18 protein-coding genes are annotated in these 19,465 nt (G+C 53.2%); 7 read left to right on the top strand and 11 right to left on the bottom strand.

Annotated features, from left to right (window positions below):
- Window positions 1-37 precede the first annotated feature (37 nt).
- The 6 genes from HUN04_20250 to HUN04_20225 form a co-directional block, all read right to left on the bottom strand.
- Window positions 38-1,060, bottom strand: a complete 1,023-nt coding sequence (locus tag HUN04_20250; protein ID WDP91916.1) for an ATP-binding cassette domain-containing protein — start codon at window positions 1,058-1,060, stop codon at window positions 38-40.
- A gap of 16 nt (window positions 1,061-1,076) precedes the next feature.
- Window positions 1,077-2,036, bottom strand: a complete 960-nt coding sequence (locus HUN04_20245; GenBank protein WDP91915.1) for an ABC transporter ATP-binding protein — start codon at window positions 2,034-2,036, stop codon at window positions 1,077-1,079.
- A gap of 10 nt (window positions 2,037-2,046) precedes the next feature.
- Window positions 2,047-2,967 (bottom strand): ABC transporter permease, encoded by a 921-nt coding sequence (locus HUN04_20240; GenBank protein ID WDP91914.1) that lies wholly within the window; start codon window positions 2,965-2,967, stop codon window positions 2,047-2,049.
- The gene (locus HUN04_20235) at window positions 2,964-3,950 is read right to left on the bottom strand and encodes an ABC transporter permease (protein WDP91913.1); all 987 of its coding nucleotides are present in this window, start codon (window positions 3,948-3,950) and stop codon (window positions 2,964-2,966) included. The genes HUN04_20240 and HUN04_20235 overlap by 4 nt, the downstream gene beginning before the upstream one ends.
- A 120-nt stretch (window positions 3,951-4,070) precedes the next feature.
- Complete coding sequence (locus tag HUN04_20230; GenBank protein WDP91912.1) at window positions 4,071-5,621, bottom strand: ABC transporter substrate-binding protein; 1,551 nt, start codon at window positions 5,619-5,621, stop codon at window positions 4,071-4,073.
- 186 nt (window positions 5,622-5,807) lie between these two features.
- Window positions 5,808-6,284 (bottom strand): DUF523 domain-containing protein, encoded by a 477-nt coding sequence (locus tag HUN04_20225; GenBank protein WDP91911.1) that lies wholly within the window; start codon window positions 6,282-6,284, stop codon window positions 5,808-5,810.
- Between the two features lie 235 nt (window positions 6,285-6,519).
- On the opposite strand from HUN04_20225, the gene HUN04_20220 reads away from it, so the two are divergent.
- The 3 genes from HUN04_20220 (at window position 6,520) to HUN04_20210 (ending at window position 11,092) form a co-directional block, all read left to right on the top strand.
- Window positions 6,520-8,337 carry an acyl-CoA dehydrogenase gene (locus HUN04_20220; GenBank protein ID WDP91910.1) on the top strand — a complete coding sequence of 606 codons (1,818 nt, stop codon included), beginning with the start codon at window positions 6,520-6,522 and terminating at the stop codon, window positions 8,335-8,337.
- Window positions 8,338-8,530: 193 nt separating this feature from the next.
- Window positions 8,531-10,789 (top strand): phosphoenolpyruvate--protein phosphotransferase, encoded by a 2,259-nt coding sequence (gene ptsP / locus HUN04_20215; GenBank protein WDP91909.1) that lies wholly within the window; start codon window positions 8,531-8,533, stop codon window positions 10,787-10,789.
- A gap of 93 nt (window positions 10,790-10,882) precedes the next feature.
- Complete coding sequence (locus HUN04_20210) at window positions 10,883-11,092, top strand: hypothetical protein (protein ID WDP91908.1); 210 nt, start codon at window positions 10,883-10,885, stop codon at window positions 11,090-11,092.
- A 104-nt stretch (window positions 11,093-11,196) separates the two neighbouring features.
- Here HUN04_20210 and HUN04_20205 read toward each other — a convergent pair whose 3' ends face one another.
- From HUN04_20205 to HUN04_20185, 5 genes are all read right to left on the bottom strand, one after another.
- A complete protein-coding gene (locus HUN04_20205) occupies window positions 11,197-12,543 on the bottom strand; it encodes a sodium:alanine symporter family protein (GenBank protein ID WDP91907.1) in 1,347 nt (448 codons plus the stop codon).
- 246 nt (window positions 12,544-12,789) lie between these two features.
- The gene (locus HUN04_20200) at window positions 12,790-14,577 is read right to left on the bottom strand and encodes a methyl-accepting chemotaxis protein (protein ID WDP91906.1); all 1,788 of its coding nucleotides are present in this window, start codon (window positions 14,575-14,577) and stop codon (window positions 12,790-12,792) included.
- A gap of 84 nt (window positions 14,578-14,661) precedes the next feature.
- A complete protein-coding gene (locus HUN04_20195) occupies window positions 14,662-15,108 on the bottom strand; it encodes a universal stress protein (GenBank protein WDP91905.1) in 447 nt (148 codons plus the stop codon).
- Between the two features lie 43 nt (window positions 15,109-15,151).
- Window positions 15,152-16,066, bottom strand: coding sequence for a protein kinase (locus tag HUN04_20190; protein WDP91904.1), 915 nt, complete (start codon window positions 16,064-16,066; stop codon window positions 15,152-15,154).
- Between the two features lie 44 nt (window positions 16,067-16,110).
- Entirely contained in the window at window positions 16,111-16,671 is a 561-nt protein-coding gene (locus tag HUN04_20185) for a GAF domain-containing protein (protein WDP91903.1), read from the bottom strand.
- A gap of 208 nt (window positions 16,672-16,879) precedes the next feature.
- On the opposite strand from HUN04_20185, the gene HUN04_20180 reads away from it, so the two are divergent.
- From HUN04_20180 to HUN04_20165, 4 genes are all read left to right on the top strand, one after another.
- On the top strand, window positions 16,880-17,662 hold the full coding sequence (locus HUN04_20180; GenBank protein ID WDP91902.1) for a methyltransferase domain-containing protein: 783 nt from the start codon (window positions 16,880-16,882) through the stop codon (window positions 17,660-17,662).
- 102 nt (window positions 17,663-17,764) lie between these two features.
- Window positions 17,765-18,268 carry an acyl-CoA thioesterase gene (locus HUN04_20175; GenBank protein ID WDP91901.1) on the top strand — a complete coding sequence of 168 codons (504 nt, stop codon included), beginning with the start codon at window positions 17,765-17,767 and terminating at the stop codon, window positions 18,266-18,268.
- A 142-nt stretch (window positions 18,269-18,410) separates the two neighbouring features.
- Entirely contained in the window at window positions 18,411-18,611 is a 201-nt protein-coding gene (locus HUN04_20170) for a hypothetical protein (protein ID WDP91900.1), read from the top strand.
- Window positions 18,612-18,625: 14 nt separating this feature from the next.
- A complete protein-coding gene (locus HUN04_20165; protein ID WDP91899.1) occupies window positions 18,626-19,399 on the top strand; it encodes a DUF362 domain-containing protein in 774 nt (257 codons plus the stop codon).
- Window positions 19,400-19,465 lie beyond the last annotated feature (66 nt).

Genomic DNA, 19,465 nt, shown 5'->3' with positions numbered 1-19,465 from the left:
TTTTTAATGCTGTATCAGCGATTAATTCTTATAAAAGTTAATCCATCGGCCGTCCCTCTTCAACCCCGTGGCAGGCCACGAATCCACCGTTGTCCAGCTGGATCAGTTCGGGGACTTCCTGCCTGCAGCGGTCGTTGGCATAGACGCAGCGGCCATGAAAGACGCAACCTGTGGGAAGATGCACCGGAGTGGGGACCTCGCCCTTTAGCTTGATGTGCTTGGCCGCTTTCTCCCCCACCTTGGGGATGGCCGAAAGCAGGGCCCGGGTGTAGGGGTGGCGGGGCTCGTAAAACAGGTCATGGGCCGAGGCCAGTTCGCAGAGGGTGCCCAGGTAGAGCACGGCCACCCGGGTGGAGATATGGTGGACCACCGAAAGGTCATGGGTGATGAAGAGATAGGTCAGATCCAGGTCTTTTCTCAGTTCCATGAGCAGGTTGAGGATCTGGGCCTGGATGGAAACGTCCAGAGCCGAAACCGGTTCGTCTGCCACAATGAACTGTGGATCCAGGATCAGGCCCCTTGCAATGGAAATCCGCTGGCGCTGGCCGCCTGAGAATTCATGGGGGTAACGGGTGATCCAGGCCGGGTCGACACCCACCTTTTCCATGACGTCGGCCGCCTTGTCGGAGATCTCCGCCGGCGTCATCTTAGGGTTATGGAAGCGCAGGGGTTCTTCCAGGGTCTGGCGTACGGTCTTCCTGGGGTTCAGGGAGGCGTAGGGGTCCTGGAAAATCATCTGCATCTTTTTCCTGTAGGGCATCCACTGATCATGGGAGAGGTTATCGATACGCTCCCCGCCAAACCTGACCTCACCTGAGTTGGGCGGGTAAAGCCCCATGATCACCCGGGCCAGGGTGGATTTACCGCAGCCGCTCTCCCCGACCACGCTTAAGGTTTCCCCCTTGTTCACAAAGAGGGAGACATTATTCACCGCCTTGACCGTGGTCTTTTCAATCTGGAGTTTTCCGCCCTTAAAGGTCATCTGGTCCAGGAGGCCGCCGGAAATATCAAAGTGCTTCACCACATTGTCTATGGTTACTAAAGGTTGTTCAGTCGTCATTGTCTATCCTTTTTCGCTATTTCATATGGCAGGCCGCCATGATCCCGTTGCCCTTATCTTCCAGGACCGGCACTTTTTTAGTGCAGATATCCTGGCAAAGCTCGCACCTGGGGTTGAAGGCGCATCCCGGCGGAATGGCCGTCAGGGTGGGCATCATGCCCGGAATCTGTTTCAAGTCTTCCCCGGGGGGAATGGAGCCGGGGATGGAACCGATCAACCCGCTGGTATAAGGGTGAACCGGATGATGCACCACCGCATCCGTAGGGCCGTATTCAATGACCTTACCGGCGTACATGACCGCAATTTTTTCCGTCACCTGGGAAACCACCCCCAAATCGTGGGTGATGAGGATCAGGCCCATTTTTTCCGTTTCACACAGTTCCTGAAGCAGGTCCATGATTTCGGCCTGGATGGTAACGTCCAGGGCTGTGGTGGGCTCGTCGGCAATGATAATGGCCGGATCCACCAGCAGGGAGATGGCGATGATGATCCGCTGGCGCATCCCTCCGGACAATTCGTGGGGATACTGGTCCAGCCGCTCTTCAGGGGAGGGGATTTGGACTTTTTTCAGCTTCTCCAGGGCAATATTCCTTGCCTCGGTTTTAGAAACATTTTTATGGGCCAGGATGGTTTCCACCATCTGGTAGCCGATGGTGAATACCGGATTCAGGGTCATCATGGGGTCCTGAAAAATCATGGCAATCCGGTTGCCGCGGATTTTGCGCATCTTGGCATCGGAATATTTTGAAATCTCATTGCCCTCAAAAAAGATGCTGCCCCTGGAAATAAATCCCGGCTTGGAAATCAGGTTGATGATGGAAAAGCCGGTGACGGATTTTCCGGCCCCGCTCTCCCCGACCAGCCCTAAACGTTCGCCCGCATCCAGGGTAAAGCTGGCCCCGTCGATGGCGGTGATATCTCCGAACCTCAGGGCGAATTTCACCTCAAGGTCGTTTACTTCTAACAGATGTGACATGAAATCCTCCCTATCCTTTGTAGAGTTTGGGGTTGAGAACGTCCCTGAGCCAGTCGCCCAGCAGATTGATGACCAGGACAAAGACCACCAGCCAGATACCGGGGAAGATGGTGATCCACCAGGAACCTGAAAAGAAAAATTCCTGGCCGGCCCGGATCAGGGAACCAAGGGAGGGTTTGGTCACAGGCATACCCAGCCCCAGAAAGGAGAGGGCCGCCTCGCTCATGACGGCGTTGGCCACCTGGATGGTGGAAATGACCATCACAGAGGTCAGCGAGTTGGGTAGGATGTGGCGGAACATGATGGTCCACTTGGGCAGGCCGATCACCCTTGCCGCTTCCACATACTCCTTGTTCTTTTCGCCAATGACAGAGGCCCGGATGGTCCGGGCGAACATGGGCCAGTTGGACAGCCCGATGATAAGAGTCAACAGGGGAACGGCCAGCCGCTCAAAACTGCCCAGTCCGAAAACCACCTGGAAGATGGCGGACATGAAAATGGCCACCATAAGATAGGGAAAAGAGAACTGGATATCGGCCAGACGCATGAGAATGGCATCGGTCTTCCCCCCCATGTATCCGGCCAGCAGTCCCACAACAACGCCGATGATGCCCTGGAGGGCCACGGCGCCCAGGCCGATGATGATTGAGGTTCTAAGGCCGTAGAGCATGGTGGAGAGCATGTCGCGGCCCTGGTTGTCCGTGCCCAGAATAAATTCACTGGTGCCGTCGTCCATCCACACCGGGGGGATCTCCGAATTCATGATATCTATGTTGGCGGCATCGTAGGGATTCATGGGAGAAATCCAGGGTGCCGTTAATGCCAGAATCAAAAATATGGTCAGGACAATAAAGGAGAAAATCGCCACCTTGTCCCGCTTAAAGCTGTATAGAAAATAAGATTCTTTAAATTTTTCAAGTTTAGTTTTCATTTTGTCCCTGTAATTCTGACGGTGGGATTAATAAAGCCGTAGAGGACATCCACTACCGTATTAACAAATACGAACAGACAGGCCACCACCACCAGATAGGCGATGAGAAGCGAAATATCCGCCCGGTGCACAGCCTCCAGAAACATGAATCCCATGCCCGGCCACTGGAATACCAGCTCCGTGAGCAGGGTAAAGGCAAACATGATCCCGATCTGAACCCCGAATACCGTGATCACCGGCAGCAGGGTGTTCTTAAAGGCATGGACCATCCAGACCCGTGAAGGCGCCAGCCCTTTGGCCCAGGCATATTTAATGTATTCGGTTTCCAGAACCTCCATCATTTCAGAACGGATCAGGCGGATGAACAGGGGCAGCATTAAAGTGGAAAGAGAGACACAGGGCAGGATGAGATGTTTAAGTCCGTCAATGGTGAGCATACCGGAGTTCCACCACCCCAGGCCGAAAATATCTATGGTTTCGCCCCTTCCGTAGGAGGGCAGCACCTGCCACTGGATGGCAAAAAGGAAAATCAGCAGGATGGCCGTCAGATAGACCGGCATCGAGACCCCGAGGGTGGAAAAACTCATGGTAAACCGGGATAACAGCGTTCGTGGCCGCAGGGCGCAGTAGACCCCCAGGGGCAGGGAAATGAAAATAATGATCAGTGCCGTGCCGAATACCAGTTCAATGGTGGCCGGGGCATGGTGGAGGATCACCTCCAGGTTGGGTTTGTTATAGAGGAAGGAACGGCCCAGGTCCCCCTTGGTCACGGCATTTTTCACAAACCGGAAATACTGGGTAAAAAAAGGATCGTTAAGACCCATCTGCTCTGCGATCTCGGCCCTTTCGGCCGGGGTTACCCGCTCGCCCACCAGGTCCCGGACCGGATCCCCGATCTGGTCCTTGATTGAAAATCCCACCAGGCTGATGACCATCATGACCACCGCCGCCTGGATGACTCTTCGTACTATGAATGCAAACATGTGTTTTAACTTTTCTTTTTAGGCATCGTCCTCCCGGGAAAGCTCCCGGAAGGACGATGTGTGGTTGTTGTCGAACAGTGAATCGTCAGACAATTGATCCTGGGATCAATGTATCCTCAGCTATTCGATGACCAGGTCTCCGAAGTAGGGGAAGTTCATGGCATTGATGATCGGTTTAACCCGGATGTTCTTTTTGGCGCCATAGGAATGGTTCTGCCAGTGGAAGGGGATGAAGGCAGCATCATCATAGAGGATCTGCTCAATTTCCTGGAGCATTTTTGCCCGTTTGTCCAGGTCGGTTTCAGACTGGGCGGCAAGGGTCAGTTCATCCACTCTGGGATTGCAGTAGCCGGAGTTGTACTGGCCGTAACCGGTTTCCTTGTTTTCGCACATCATCAGGAACTCGGAGAAGTTGCCGGAGTCTTCGGTGTCTGAATGCCAGCCGATCATCATGATGTCGGCGGCTCTGGCGTCGAATTCGTTCCAGTACTGGGCCTTGGGCATGGTTTTCAGATTTACCTTGATACCGATTTTACCCAGCATCTGAGCAGTGGCTTCGGCGATCTTGGCATCGTTGACGTAACGGTTGTTGGGGGCCATCATGGTGACTTCAAAACCGTTGGCATAGCCGGCTTCCTTCATCAGAGCCTTGGCTTTGTCCAGGTCGTATCTGGGTTTGAGTTCGGCTTTATAGCCGGCGTAACCTCTGGGACCCTGCTGGGCGGCGACAGTGGCGGTGCCCTTCATGATCTTTTTAACGATACCGGTATTGTTGACGGCGTGGACAATGGCCTGGCGGACGCGGACGTCTTTGAGGGCCTCGTTACGGTTCTGGTTCATCTGGAAGGTGATGATACGGCCGCCGGAGATGGTGACCAGTTTTACCTTGTCGTCTTTATGGATCCGTTTGAAATCCTGGGGGGGAACCGGAGAGATGAAATCAACATCGCCGGAAAGCAGGGCTGCCACGCGGGTGGCGTTTTCCTTGATGGGGGTGAGGATGAAGTTGTCAACGTTGCCCGGGCAGTTTTTGTCCCAGTAGTTGGCATTTCTTTTCATTTCAAGAACCACATTGTGCTCTCTCTTGGTCACGATGAAGGGGCCGGTGCCGGAAGCGTTGTTCAGGGCAAAGGATTCACCGACCTTGAGGATCATGTCCTTGGGCTGACCGTTGGCATCGGTGCCGGTGTAGAACTTGGAGTCCATGGCAAAGAAATAGGTGGACATGTTCAGCAGGAGGGCATAGGGCTTCTTGGTTTTAACGTCAACAGTGTAGTCATCGACGACGTAGCAGCCGTCAAAGGGTTCCAGAAGGCCTTTAAAGTCGGCGGATTTTCTCATGCGGTCAAAGGACCATTTTACATCCTTGGCAGTAAAGGGGTTGCCGGAATGAAACTTGACGCCTTTTCTCAGGTAGAACCGCATGGTCAGGTCGTCCAGGCGCTCCCATTTGGTGGCCAGACGGGGTTCAAAGGTCAGTTCCTGGGTCCAGCGTACCAGGGGATCAAACACCCAGTGGGAAAGCTGAAGCATACCGCCGGAAAGCTGAACCTGGGGATCCAGGGAAACCGGGTCAGCATCCAGGCCGACTTTCAATGTCTTTGCACCGGCGCAGACAGTGAAAGATAGGGCCATAAAAAGGCATAGCATCAGATAAACAATTTTTTTCATCCTAATCCTCCAAATTAAAATTTAAGTTTTTCACCGGCGGACGGTCCTGCCCGGCCGGCAATAATTGTACTACTTTACATTCCAACATAATCACCTAACAAAAAAAGTTGACCCGGTCAAGTAATACCTCGGGCCGGTTTCAAGCTAATTATCCGAATTTTATGCATATATTTACGCATAAAATTATCATTTTATGCGCTTTGCCAGATCATCGATCTCATTTTCACTAAAAACAGATATCCCATGACGCCGTAACAACGCCGTTGTCACCCCCATACCGGGAATCAGGGTGCCGGTAAAATGACCATCATATATACGGTTACTTCCGCAGGAAGGGCTCCGTTCCTTTAGCAGGGCAAAACAAATTCCTTTCTCCCCGGCCAGGGCCAGGGCGGCCCTGGCCCCCATAAGAAAAGGGGCGGTGACATCGGCCCCGCGGGTGACGACCCTGGCGGCATCGGCCAGGACATCAGTTCCGCCGCCCCCGCATATTTCCGCAGGCGGCCTTGGTATGGGCAGCCCCCCTGCCGTTTCAGGACAGAAGGGCACCAGCCGTCCCTGTCTCTGCCATTCATGAATCATGGGATGCGCCACGGGCTTGGACACCCCGTCGTACCGGACCGGTTCCCCCAGCAGGCATGCTGAAATCAATATTTTTTCCATAAACACCGTTATACCAGCAAACCATATGTTTGTAAAAAAATCATTGACTAGATGATAATTTAGTGTAATGAATGACTATTCATTATAAATGGCACAAAAAACACAAGAGAGGCATTAAAGAATAACTCATTTAAATTTAAAATAAATTGATCCGATTTTAGATAAAGGAACACTTAATAATCACTTAATTCTTGAATGAGTATAAATTCATTAAGTTAAATCACCAGGAGGAAACATGGCACAGGTTATTTCCGATCGTCGGGACATTGAATTTGTTCTTCACGAGGTACTCCAGGCTGAAACCCTGGCAGACCTGAATGAGGAGTTTGCAGATTTCAACAAAAAGACCATTGACATGGTCATCTCCGAGGCCAGAAATTTTGCGGTCAAGGAACTGCTGCCCGCATCCAAGGAAGGTGATGAACAGGGCTGCACCTTAAAAGACGGCCAGGTCACCACACCGGAATCCTTCAAGCGCCTCTTTGATCTGTTCAACGAGGGGGAATGGCTGGCACCCACCGAAGATCCCGAATGGGGCGGCCAGGGCATGCCCAGAACCGTGGCCTCTGCTGCGGCCGAATATTTCAACGGCGCCAACTACCCCTTTATGATGTACCCCGGCCTCACCCAGGGCGCCGGCCACCTGGTGGAGCACTTCGGCACCGAAGAACAGAAAAACCTGTTTCTGAAAAATATGTACACCGGCAAATGGTGCGGCACCATGCTCCTCACCGAGCCCGGCGCAGGCTCCGATGTGGGGGCCCTGACCACCAAGGCCATTCCCAACGGTGACGGCACCTATAATATTGTAGGTGAAAAAATATTTATCTCCGGCGGCGAGCACGACCTGGCCGAAAACATCATCCACCCCGTCCTGGCACGTATTGAAGGGGCACCCGCCGGCACCAAGGGCATCTCTCTGTTCCTGGTACCCAAATTCCGGGTAAACAGCGATGGCTCCCTGGGCGAATTCAACGACGTGATCTGCACCGGCATCGAGCACAAGATGGGCATCCACGGCAACAGCACCTGCTCCCTCTCCCTGGGATCCAAGGGCGGCTGCGTGGGCACCCTGCTGGGAGAAGAAAACAAGGGCATGAAGGCCATGTTCCTGATGATGAATGCGGCCCGGCTGCTGGTGGGCTTCCAGGGTTTTGCCTGTGCCACCACCTCCTATATGTACGCCCTTGACTATGCCAAGAACCGGATCCAGGGCCGGGATCTCATGGAAATCATGAACCCAGACGCCCAGTCCGTGGCCATATTCCGCCACCCGGACGTCCGGCGCCAGCTGCTCATGATGAAATCCAATGTGGAAGCCATGCGGACGCTGCTCTACTTTGTCCACTACTGCTCGGACATGGCCAAGCATGCCCCCACAGACGAAGAAAAAGCCAAATACCAGGGCTTTGTAGAAGTGCTCACCCCCATTGCCAAGGGCTATGTCACCGACCGGGCCTTTGACGTCTGCTCCCAGGGCATGCAGGTATACGGCGGCTACGGCTTTATCGAAGAGTATCCCATGGCCCAGCTCCTGCGCGACTGCCGGATCACCATGATCTACGAAGGCACCAACGGCATCCAGGCCATGGACCTTCTGGGCAGAAAGCTTGGCATGAACAAGGGCAAGCCCATCATGGATCTTTTCGGTGAAATGCAGAAAACCGTTGCCAGGGCCAAGGCCGTCCCCGAGCTGGAAAAACAGGCCGCCAAGGTGGAAGAAGCAATGAACAAACTGGCCGAAGTGGCCGTTCACATGGGCCAGACCGCCATGAGCCCCAAAGTCCTGGCCGCCTTTGCCAATGCCCATCCCTTCCAGGATGCCACCGGCGACACCACCATGGCCTGGATGCTGCTGTGGCGTGCTGTGGTCGCCTGTGAGAAACTTTCCGGAAAGGCCAAAAAGAAAGACAAACCCTTTTACCAGGGCATCATTAAATCCTTAGATTTTTATGTGGAAACCGTATTGCCCGTGACCATGGGCCGGTTTGCCGCATTGATGAATACCAGTTCCGTGGCCGTTGACATTGAAGACAATATGTTCCCCAGCTAAGCCGCAGAACCGGTTGTAAAAAAGTAAATCAGCTTTCCTTTTTTGGGGCTGCCGGATCCGGTCCGGCAGCCCTTTTTTATTTTCCAGCCTTGACCCTTCTCCAATCCGACTTAATATTCCTTACAAATTCTCTGGAATTTTTCCGGGCTTTCAATAGCCCCTTAATAGAGGTCAATCATCAGAAAGAAATAAAATGAACATAAGAGAACCGGACCATTTAAACCTGCTTTGCGACATCGGCGAGCTGACCTCCATTGTAACGGGGGACTCCGACATCGAAACCTTTCTGGACAAAACCGTCGCCCTTGTTGCCAAACACCTGAAAGCCAACGTCTGTTCCATTTATCTTTATGACGCCCTTTCAGGGGATCTGGTTCTCAGAGCCACCCGGGGGCTGAATCCCCAGGCCGTTAACCGGATCAGGATGAAATCCGGAGAAGGCCTCATAGGCCAGTGCTTTTCCCAGGACAGAATCCTGAGGGTGGGCAACGCCCCCATCACCCCGGGATTCAAATTCTTTGACAACGCCGGAGAAGAGCCGTTCAGTTCATTTTTATGCGTCCCCATCCGCAGGGGCGTGGCCAAAATAGGGGTGCTGGCGGTCCAACACAGGAAAATGGACCATTTCACCCTCTTTGACGAACGGGCCCTGAAAACCGCCGTGACCCAGTTGGCCGGGGCCATTGAAAATGCCCGGCTGCTCATGGCCCTCTCCCAGGATCGGGAAATCCAACCGGTGATGGGAACGCCCCAGGGCATCCCTTCATTTATCAAGGGAAAATCCAACGGCACAGGATCGGCCTACGGCAGCATCCGCCCCTCCCGGCTGAACAAAAAAGCATTGCTCTTTGAGCCGGACAGTTCAGGCGCCGAATACTCGGCAGCGGATTTCAAAAAGGCGCTGAATAAAACCATTGACGACCTCAAGGCCCTCCAGGATAATTTTGCCGCCAGCCTGCCTGAAAGCGCCTCCCTGATTTTCACGGCCCATTTTATGATGCTCAAGGATAAAAACTTCACCGGCAGGATGACCGCCATGGTAGAAAAGGGCCTCCCGCCGGTGGAAGCCATCCAGACCATGGCGGGGAAATATATTGATATTTTCTCCCAGAGCCCCCATGCCTATCTGAGGGAAAAGGCGGTGGATGTGGAGGATCTGGGCATCCGGCTGCTCTCCAACCTCAAAGATTCCCCCAAATTCTCAAGCAAGGGCAATATTGCCGTGGTCCGGGACATTTACCCCTCGGATATTCTAAAGCTTTCCGCCGACGGCATCCGGGGCATTGTCCTGGTGGGGGGCGGGATGACCTCCCACGTGGCCATTCTGGCCCGTTCCCTGAATATACCTTTGATCATTGCCGATGATCCCGTGCTCCTGGACCTGCCCGGCGAGACCATGCTGCTGCTGGATACGGGCCAGGGCAATATTTTCATCAACCCCGATGAAGAGACCCTTGCCCTGTTCCAGGCCAGCACCGAAGCCGAGACCCGGCCCGGGGACATGGCTGAAACCACCCATACCCGGGACAAGGAACGGATACGCTTGCTGGCCAATATCAACCTGCTCAGCGAAATCCGGCTGGCCAAGGAGCTCAAGGCCGAGGGGGTCGGGCTGTACAGGACCGAATTTCCCTTTCTCATCCGCACCAGTTTCCCCTCGGAGGATGAGCAGTACATCATCTATAAGCGGCTCTTTCAGCAGGTGGGAGAGGACCGGGTCACCACCATCCGCACCCTGGACGCCGGCGGTGAAAAATCCCTGAGCCATGCGGGGTTTGCCAATGAAGCCAATCCCCTTCTTGGCCTGAGATCCATCCGGTTCACCCTCAGGTACAAGGAAATTTTCCAGACCCAGATCCGCGCCATCCTGCGGGCGGCGTACGGCAGCACCGGGGCCAGGCTCATGTTCCCATTGATCTCATCCATTGATGAATTCACCGAGGCACGGCAGATCGTGGCGGAATGTGCGGCAGATCTGGACAGCGAGGGAATTGCCCATGAACCGGACGTGGCCGTGGGCATGATGATCGAACTGCCCTCGGTTCTGCCCATCATTGATGAATTTGCCCAGATTGCCGACTTTTTTGCCATCGGCACCAATGATTTTGTTCAGTACATGCTGGGGGCGGACCGGAGCAATGAACTGGTAGCCGAACATTATATCCCATGCCACCCCGCTGTCTGCCGTGGCATTGCCGCCATTGCAAAGGCCGGCCGGAAACATGGGATTGATGTTTCCGTATGCGGTGAGATGGCCCATGATCCGGATTTTATCCCTTTTCTTCTGGGCACCGGAATCTCCACCCTGAGTGTGGATCCCAAATTCCTGCCCCGGGTGCAGCAGTCCATCGCAAAAATCACCATGGACCAATGCCGCAGTTATGCCAACGACCTGCTCAGCCGGACAAGGGTTGAAGAAGCCCTGAAGGTGATTGAAAACCGGCCCTTCTGACTTCATTTTTCCCACCCGGACTTGACCCCTCCCCAAAAGCCCTTATATTGTTAGGCATAGCAAATTATTGCTAAGCAAACTAAGGAGGATATTATGAGTTCAAATCAATGTATTCCCCAGCGCATATCAAAAGCCGCCCTTGGATCCATCCTGCTGGCCGCAGCCTTTGGCCTGGTGGTCATCGGCCTGACCCTTCTGCCCATCATCGGTTTTGTACTGGCTGTCCCCGTGGCCGGTCTGGCTTTTTATTTTTTCAGGATCCATCTCAATGACCAGTGTGAAATGGATTTTTCAACGGACTGATCCCGGCCGGGCAATCCGACAAAAAGATAAACCATAATAAAACCCCGCTCCTGAATGCCTTCGGGAGCGGGGTTTTTTACTTGTGCGGCCTGAGCCGATGCGGCTTAAGCCTTATTGTTGAAGTAGGACCTTGTCTCCTTAACAATGACAGGGGTCAACAGCAGCAGGCCCACCAGGTTGGGGATGGCCATAAGCCCGTTGAATGTGTCCGAGAGGTTCCATACCAAATTCAGCTTGGCCATGGCCCCCACCCCTACAAAAAGCACAAAGATGATACGGTAGGGTTTGACCGCCTTGACGCCGAAAAGGTATTCAATGGATTTTTCACCGTAGTAGCTCCAGCCCAGAATGGTGGAGTAGGCAAAGAGGATCAGGCCGATGGTAACGATATAGGCGCCGCCGGGGATGCCGTTCTGAAAGGCGACAGTGGTCAGTTCAGCACCGGTTTTACCAATGGCCCAGGTATCGGTAAGAATCAGCACCAGGCCGGTCATGGTGCAGACCACGATGGTGTCGATGAAGGTCTGGGTCATGGAAACCAGGGCCTGGGAAACCGGATGCTTGGTCTGGGCGGCGGCAGCGGCAATGGGAGCGGAGCCGAGGCCCGATTCATTGGAGAACACCCCCCTGGCAACCCCCATGCGGATGGCCAGCATAACGGTGGCACCGGCAAATCCGCCGGTGGCGGCAGTGGGGGTAAAGGCCTGTTTGACAATCAGGGCGACGGCAGCCGGGACATGGGCAACATTGAGCAGGATAATGGACAGGGCTCCCAGCACATAAAGAACAATCATGACAGGCACCAGGATTCCGGTAACCTTGCCGATCTTTTTAATCCCGCCCAGAATAACGGCTGCGGTGCATACCATGAGCACCACCCCGGTGACGGCGGGCGGGATATGGAAGGTGGCTTCAACCGCATCGGCAACGGAGTTGGACTGCACCATATTACCGATGCCGAAGGAAGCGATGGCGGCAAAGGCGGCAAAGACAACACCCAGCCAGGGAAGGTTCAATCCCTTTGATATATAGTACATGGGCCCGCCGCTCATCTCCCCGTTTTCATCAACCTCACGGTACTTCACAGCCAGCACGGCTTCGGAATATTTGGTGGCCATGCCCACAAGGCCGGTGATCCACATCCAGAACAGGGCACCGGGGCCGCCTGCGGCAATGGCCGTGGCCACACCAGCGATATTACCCGTCCCCACGGTGGCGGACAATGCGGTCATCAATGCCTGGAAATGGGTGATATCCCCGGGCTCATCCGTATCTTCCTTACGTTTGATCAGCGCAAGATATAGGGAATGCCACAATTTTGTAAACTGAAGTCCCCTCAGGGAAAAGGTCAGCCAGAAGCCGGTGCCCACCAGCAGAAACAGCATGGGCGGCCCCCATGCAAAGGCCCCAACTTTGCCGACAATTGTTTCAAACCCCTGTAAAACGTCCATACCTGTACCTCCTTACGGTTTTCGTTGCCAATGGCCCGGGATCTCCCGAACCGCTTAATGCTATATGTAAAAAATTACATATATACTATATTACCTTTCATTTTTTTAGTTTTTCATCAATTTTTTCCAAGTTTAATATGCATAAACTAAATTTTTACTATTGTCAAATATTTATAAAAAAAGGCGTATTCCCCTGCTAAAGGGAATACGCCTTTGGAATGAACGAAACTGCCGAAGGGGCCAGAATCAGGAGAGTGTAAACCGGTCCATCATCTCCCTGAGACGCGCTGCCAGAACAGCAAGCTCTTTTGCCGTTCCCTTGACATCAATACTCCGGTCTGAAATCTCTCCCGAGGAGAGGCTGACCGTTGCAATATTCTCAGCCACCTCGTCCGCCACCTGTGAACATTGGGAGACATTTTCCGTGACTTCGGCAATACCCAGGGATGCCTGGGATACATTCTGGGCGATTTCATCGGTCACGGCGGCCTGCTGATCCACCGCCTCGGCAATGGATGTCACACTGTCATTGACCTCGTTGATCACCCGCATGATTTCATTTATTTCGCTGGTAGTTTCCCTGGCAGACCCCTGCATCCGCTCAATCTTGGCCTTAATTTCCGTTGTCGCCTCTGCCGTCTGGTTGGCAAGCGCCTTGATTTCATTGGCGACCACGGCAAAACCTTTGCCCGCCTCCCCTGCCCTGGCCGCTTCAATGGTGGCGTTCAGGGCCAGCAGATTAGTCTGTTCGGAAATATCGGTTATGGTTTCGGTTACCTTCCCGATTTCCATGGCGGCGCCCCCCAGTTCCTCGACCTTCTCAGAGGCATGGTTGGCCTGGCTCACCGCTGTGGCGGTCACTTCCCTGGACTGTTCGGAATTCCTGGCAATATCATTTATGGTGGCACTCATCTCCTCTGCAGCCGCAGAGACCGAGTTGACATTGGTGGAGGTTTCTTCAACCGCCGCCGCCACTGTATTCATATTGGCGCTCATCTCTTCGGCGGCTGCGGCAACGGAAACCGCCATATCCGATGCCTCGGCCGATTTTTCAGACATGGCGCGGGAGGTATCGGTGAGTTCGCTTGACGATCCGGACAGGGTCTGGACGCCGTCATTCAGATCGCCGATCATGGTGCGCAGGTTCAGAATCATCCCGTTCATGGCCCGGGCCAGCTTGCCTGTTTCGTCATCCTGAAGGGATTCAAAATCCCGGCTCAAATCACCTTGGGCCATCTTTTCGGCAAATGCCACCCCCAGGGTCAGCGGCCGGGTAATGGACCGGGTCACAAAAAAGAAGACCGCTCCGGCCAGGGCAATACCGATAATGACAATGAGCACCGCCTTGAGCACACGGGAACGGAATGCCGCATCGGCCTCATCCATGGACTGGATGACTTCAAACGCCCCGTGGATCTCCCCGGTTTTCCAGTTTTCAAATGATCCGCCGGTGGGATCCCTGCCGTCTTCCCTTCCCCAAAGGGCTTTGGACTGTGCCGGGTCCCCGTGGCAAACCAGGCACACCTCGGACAGCCTCACCGGAAGAAAGTACCGAACCGAATTGGCCGCCTCATCCACCACATAATATTCATCCAGATTTTCGGCCTTCATTTTTTTCAAGGCCGGTCCTTCAATTTTTTCATCCTGGCCGTAATCCGGTTCATTTTCAGGGCGCCTGGGGTTGAACTTGGGCACCCGGAAGGTGTACCCGCCGGCTTCAGCCTTCCGCATGGCGGCTTTCCACGCCGTTACCACGGGGATAACCGCCAGCAGTTTTTCTTTCTGCCCGGCCTGGGCATAGGCCTTAATATCTTCAGTGGAAAAAAGGCCAAGCCGCCATTTTTCCTCCATTTCGTCCCGGACGGATTCCGATATCAGGCAAATGGACCGTGCTTTTTCCACGATGGATGAAACGGTCTGGCTCCTGTCGCTTTTCTGGTACAAAAACAACAATACACCGGCCAGTACAACAGTGGTTCCGATCCCCACCGCTAAGAATTTAATAAAAATAGGTAAATCCAAAATTTTTTTCATCCTCTCCTCCGTTTTTCCTCAAGACAATTCAGACCGTACACACCAATGCCGAACAAACTGAATCATCGACGCCTGCATATTGAATCAGTTTGTTTTCACAGCCAATATGGCAACCCCTTCCAACTCCCGAACAAGCTTGATGCAAAGATCGCCCTTTACAAACTCTTCTGCTTTTGATTTTTTCCTCCGGCCGATGACGACCATGGAATATTCCCCCTTTTTATACTCTTCTATGATTCCGTCCGCAACGGTTTCACAGGGTTCATTAACTATTTTAATCTCGACATCCTCCTGGGACAGGCCGTTGATGACCAAAGACAGTTTTGCCTTTTCAAGCAGGGCAAGGTATCTGGCCGGCTGCTCTTTCATGAATTTTTTACCCATCAGTTCATCACCGGCAGCGGGTTTCCGGAAAACATGAACCAGGGTGACATGGATGCTTCCCGGGCTGAAATGCAGGGTTTTAAAATATTCCAATGCGGCTTTTGAACTGAAGGAATCGTTAACTGCGATTAGTATGGAAGTTTTCATTATTCAATCCTCCGCTTTAATGAAAGCGTCTTTAAACAAGCTGCTAAAATTCATCAAACGCCTGAACACACCTGTTGATGTCCTCAATGATTTCATCCACCCGTTCGTAAAAAATTTCGGTCTTTTTTGAAAAATGCATCAGGATATTATTCATGGTACTGGGAATAACAGGGTATAATTTTTTAAGATTAACCAGCCGGCGCTGGTCCAGAACGGAAAAGTCATCTGCCGTCAAACGGCTGAGTACCTCCCCATAGGTCTCTTTATCGTTTCGCATCATATAGGCGGTGTGAAAGCCTTTGCCGATGGTGTAGGTCAGAATGTTTCCCAGGCCGAAAATATCCAGGCTGAACGGATTTTCCGTTGTTTCGTAATCATAGTCAAAATCAATCCAGACATAATTGCCCGTTGTCCTCTCCACAAACAGGTGATCGTTTCGTATATCCCCGTGTTTGAAACCGTTCCGGTGCAAAAAGCTGATGGCCTCAAAGGCCGTGGACAGCTTGCGGAGGATACCGGGCAGGATGGTCCTGAAATATGCCTCATAGGACAGATCATTGAAGTTGCCCAGGTATTGCAGCAGATTCTGCCCCCTGACAACATCCAGAATCCTGATATTGTTCCCCTTGGGGTCAAAAACGGTCTTCCCCTGCATAAACAGGGAATGGCCGTCAACCAGTTCAAGGATTTTACCTTCTTTTTCCGGACTCCTGAAGCAGTTGATATTCACCCCCCCCAGATTCGTCTGAAAGGTTTCGAAAAAAGCCAGCTTAATATATTGTATGTCCCGGGTGTTCAGGTTTATCACCTTTTTCACCCAGAATTTGGGATCCTCAATGCCGAACCGCTGTTCTTTTGCATGGCCGATGACCTTAAACTCCTGCCCGTCCACAAGGAGAATATCGCCCTTGTCTATGGAATAAAAATCACTGGTATCACGTATTCGATGTTTTTCCATCGTTGCGTATCCCGATTATCGGCCGTAATTATCCTGCTGGATGATCAATCCAGAAGCCGGGGCGGCAAATTATTCATGGCCACTTTAAAATGCTCGATAAAATGATTCAGCCCGTTATTTTCAATGACCACCCCAAGGTGCTCCAGCAATACGCCCAGGGACTCCACATCCTGGTGGTCTATGGCCAGGGGGGCGTGGTGATACATGCGCAGAACCCCGGTGACCGTATTTTTGAATTTGATGGGGATGGAGAGCATTGAAACAATATTTTCCTTTTCGGCTTCCCGGGGATACTGCACCCTGGGATCGGTCTGCATATTTTCAATATAAACCGGTTCCCCTTTGACAAGGGCCGTATGTTTGTTGTCAATAAAGATCGGCCCCTTGTCCAGATAGTCCCTGCTGATGCCGTGGCTGCTGACAATGAACATCTGCTGCTCCTTTTCGTCCAGGATAAGGGTGCAGCACCCTTTTATCTTAAAGGTCCGGGTGACCCCTTCCGTGATATGCTTCAGCAGCAGGTCCAGGTCATCGTAGGTTGAAATGGCATGGCTGATGGATCGAAATTGTTCCAGATTAAACTTGCGTTCTCCCTCTTTGGTCATTTTAAATCTCCTTGATAAATTACAAGCTCGACAACGACAAGATATAGAATGCGTTTCCGGACCGGCGGGTTAAGTACAGAATTAGATTTCCCAAGGCTGGCTGTAATGGGTATTTTAGCACAGCGGAATCGGCGAAAACAACCTATTTCGCCAGGTATTTCAACCTGGAATTTGACAATGCCGGGTTTTGGGCACATAATCCCCTGCCATGAAAAACGACCGAAATTTTGATGATCTGGCGCCCCGGTTCCGGCGCAAGGTATACGGCGGACTAAAGGGCCGGATCAGGCTGGCGGTCCTGGAAAAAGACCTGGGGGAATTCTACCCCGGGGCCATGGCCCGAGCGGCTGATCATCCCCTCAACATTCTGGATGCCGGCGGCGGGCACGGGCCGTTTTCCCTGGGGCTGGCCCGCCTGGGCCATCGGGTGACCCTCTGCGATATCTCCCGAAAAATGCTGGACATCGCAGAAAAAAACTTTTCCGCAGAAGGGCTGGGCAACCGCCTGACCCTCTGCCACGGCCCGGTCCAGGAACTTGCGGCCGGCAGCCCTCCCCCGTTCGACCTGGTTCTCTGCCACGGGGTGCTGGGCTGGGTGGCGGATCCCCAGGGGTTTATCCACCACCTCATGGATCTTTTGCCCGCCGGAGGCTGTCTTTCCTTAAGCTTTTACAACCTTACGGGAATGATTTACAAAAACCTGCTCAGGACCAATTATAAAAAAATCATCACCAGGGCCTACACCGGATATCCGGGCAGCCTCACCCCCACATGGCCAAGAGAGCCAGAAGCGGTTTTACGCTGGCTTGGGCAGCATCCCTTTGAAATCCTGTGCCACAGCGGCATCCGGGTTTTCCATGATTATATCCTCACCCCCGGGGACCAGAACCGACAGCCCGACACTGTGGTGGATCTTGAACTGGAACTCTCCCGCCAGCTTCCCTACCGGGACCTGGGCCGGTACCAGCACATCCTGGGCATCAAGCACTGACGTTTCTCCTTGTAGATACAAAATAATTGTGGTATATTTTTTGCTACATTCATCTTCAAACCCAATAGCCTGAATACCAACGTTATTAAGAGGAGCCTCCCAATGCCCGACCGTAAATGTGCTGCTGATTCCTGTGTACTGATCTCCCGCGTCATGCTCCCTGAAGATGCCAACCCCGCCGGTATTGTACACGGCGGGGTCATTATGAAGGAAATTGACAATGCCGCTGGCGTTGCCGCAGTGCGCCACACCCGGAATATCTGTGTGACCGCATCCATCGACCGGCTGGATTTCCATAAGCCCGCGTTCATCGGCAACCTGATCACGGTCAAGGCCAGCGTGAACATGACCGGCCGCACCTCAATGGAAATCGGGGTGCGGGTGGAAGCCGAAGACCTTCTGGCCGGCACCAAGACCCATCTGGCATCGGCCTACCTTACCTTTGTGGCCCTCGGCAAGGACCACCGGCCGGCACCGGTGCCGCCCCTGGAGCCGTCCACCCCCGAAGAGGTCCGCCGCCATAAGGAGGCCTTGACCCGAAGGGCGCTGCGGCTGTCGGAAAAACAAAGGGAAGGGGAATGCCAGACAAATAGCAGCAAATGTTAAAAAATGCCGGGCTTTTATAAGCCAAACCTTACGATGACAATTGAAAAACAAGCCTTATGTTCAGATAAAGCCTGCTTGTTTTTTCAGGGATAACAGCCGATATAATATTAAAAAGGCCTTTGCAGAGGAGAAGGAGGGAACCATGAGCAAGGGAAACCAACCATTTGAAGTCGAAAAATCTTTTGGGCTCGGCGTATTGCTCAAGCTGACCAAAAAAAACCTCAAAGGGATCGATATTTCCACCCAAGGAAATAAATTCATCTCCAACCTCAGCCGCAGCGAGATGAATGAAGCGGTGAACCGTGTCATGCGAACCCACAACATCCATATAAAACTCAAGTGAACCAAAGCATTCCTGTGGGTAAGCCAGTCTCAGTCACAGACATTCCCTTTGAGTCCTATGAACACAGTGTCCCGCTAATTCTTGACAGAATCGGCGCAGCTGGTCTGCTGTCTGAAAAGGACCTTATTCTGCTCAAGCCCAACCTGGTCAACGCCAGCCCCTTTCCGGTCACCACCTCCCCGGACCTATGCCGGGCGGTGATCCGGTATATACGGGGCTGCTCCCATGCCAGGATAGTCATTGCAGAGGGATGCGGGGATGCAGTGCTGGAAACCGGCGAAATATACAGCACACTGGGTTATGACCGCCTGGCCCGGGAAACAGGCATCGAGCTTCTTGATCTCAACCACGCTCCGGTACAGCGGCTGCAGTACCCTGGGAACAAAATTTTCCCGGAATTTTTCCTTCCTGAGATTGCAAAAACCGCATTTATTTTTTCCCTGCCCGTGCTCAAGGCCCACTCCCTTGCCCAGATCACCGGCACCCTGAAAAACATGATGGGCTTTGCACCTCCCCAATACTATTCCGGCGGCGGATTTTGGAAAAAAGCACGCTTTCACCAGCACATTCAACAATCCATTATCGAACTGAACCGGTACATTCTGCCGGACCTCACCCTAATGGACGCCAGTGTGGGCTTAAGCCAATACCACCTGGGCGGCCCGCTCTGCGATCCGCCCGCCGCCCGCCTTATCGCAGGCACAAATCCCTTTGAACTGGACCGGGCAGCCGCCGGCTTCCTCGGCCTGGAACAGGACGCCATTCCCCATATCCAGCCCCCCGGTTAACCATAGGGCCATATTCATGGTTTTTTCCTTGACGCCCTTGGGGCCGGAATATTACAATTGGACACC

The sequence above is a fragment of the Desulfobacter sp. genome, from assembly GCA_028768525.1.
Lineage (GTDB): Bacteria > Desulfobacterota > Desulfobacteria > Desulfobacterales > Desulfobacteraceae > Desulfobacter.
This window is presented reverse-complemented; position numbering and strand designations above follow the sequence as displayed.

Bases quoted from the DNA above. Each gene is read 5' to 3' on its own strand.
- HUN04_20250 (WDP91916.1), bottom strand. From the start codon at position 1,060: ATGACGACTGAACAACCTTTAGTAACCATAGACAATGTGGTGAAGCAC.
- HUN04_20245 (WDP91915.1), bottom strand. From the start codon at position 2,036: ATGTCACATCTGTTAGAAGTAAACGACCTTGAGGTGAAATTCGCCCTG.
- HUN04_20240 (WDP91914.1), bottom strand. From the start codon at position 2,967: ATGAAAACTAAACTTGAAAAATTTAAAGAATCTTATTTTCTATACAGC.
- HUN04_20235 (WDP91913.1), bottom strand. From the start codon at position 3,950: ATGTTTGCATTCATAGTACGAAGAGTCATCCAGGCGGCGGTGGTCATG.
- HUN04_20230 (WDP91912.1), bottom strand. From the start codon at position 5,621: ATGAAAAAAATTGTTTATCTGATGCTATGCCTTTTTATGGCCCTATCT.
- HUN04_20225 (WDP91911.1), bottom strand. From the start codon at position 6,284: ATGGAAAAAATATTGATTTCAGCATGCCTGCTGGGGGAACCGGTCCGG.
- HUN04_20220 (WDP91910.1), top strand. From the start codon at position 6,520: ATGGCACAGGTTATTTCCGATCGTCGGGACATTGAATTTGTTCTTCAC.
- ptsP (WDP91909.1), top strand. From the start codon at position 8,531: ATGAACATAAGAGAACCGGACCATTTAAACCTGCTTTGCGACATCGGC.
- HUN04_20210 (WDP91908.1), top strand. From the start codon at position 10,883: ATGAGTTCAAATCAATGTATTCCCCAGCGCATATCAAAAGCCGCCCTT.
- HUN04_20205 (WDP91907.1), bottom strand. From the start codon at position 12,543: ATGGACGTTTTACAGGGGTTTGAAACAATTGTCGGCAAAGTTGGGGCC.
- HUN04_20200 (WDP91906.1), bottom strand. From the start codon at position 14,577: ATGAAAAAAATTTTGGATTTACCTATTTTTATTAAATTCTTAGCGGTG.
- HUN04_20195 (WDP91905.1), bottom strand. From the start codon at position 15,108: ATGAAAACTTCCATACTAATCGCAGTTAACGATTCCTTCAGTTCAAAA.
- HUN04_20190 (WDP91904.1), bottom strand. From the start codon at position 16,066: ATGGAAAAACATCGAATACGTGATACCAGTGATTTTTATTCCATAGAC.
- HUN04_20185 (WDP91903.1), bottom strand. From the start codon at position 16,671: ATGACCAAAGAGGGAGAACGCAAGTTTAATCTGGAACAATTTCGATCC.
- HUN04_20180 (WDP91902.1), top strand. From the start codon at position 16,880: ATGAAAAACGACCGAAATTTTGATGATCTGGCGCCCCGGTTCCGGCGC.
- HUN04_20175 (WDP91901.1), top strand. From the start codon at position 17,765: ATGCCCGACCGTAAATGTGCTGCTGATTCCTGTGTACTGATCTCCCGC.
- HUN04_20170 (WDP91900.1), top strand. From the start codon at position 18,411: ATGAGCAAGGGAAACCAACCATTTGAAGTCGAAAAATCTTTTGGGCTC.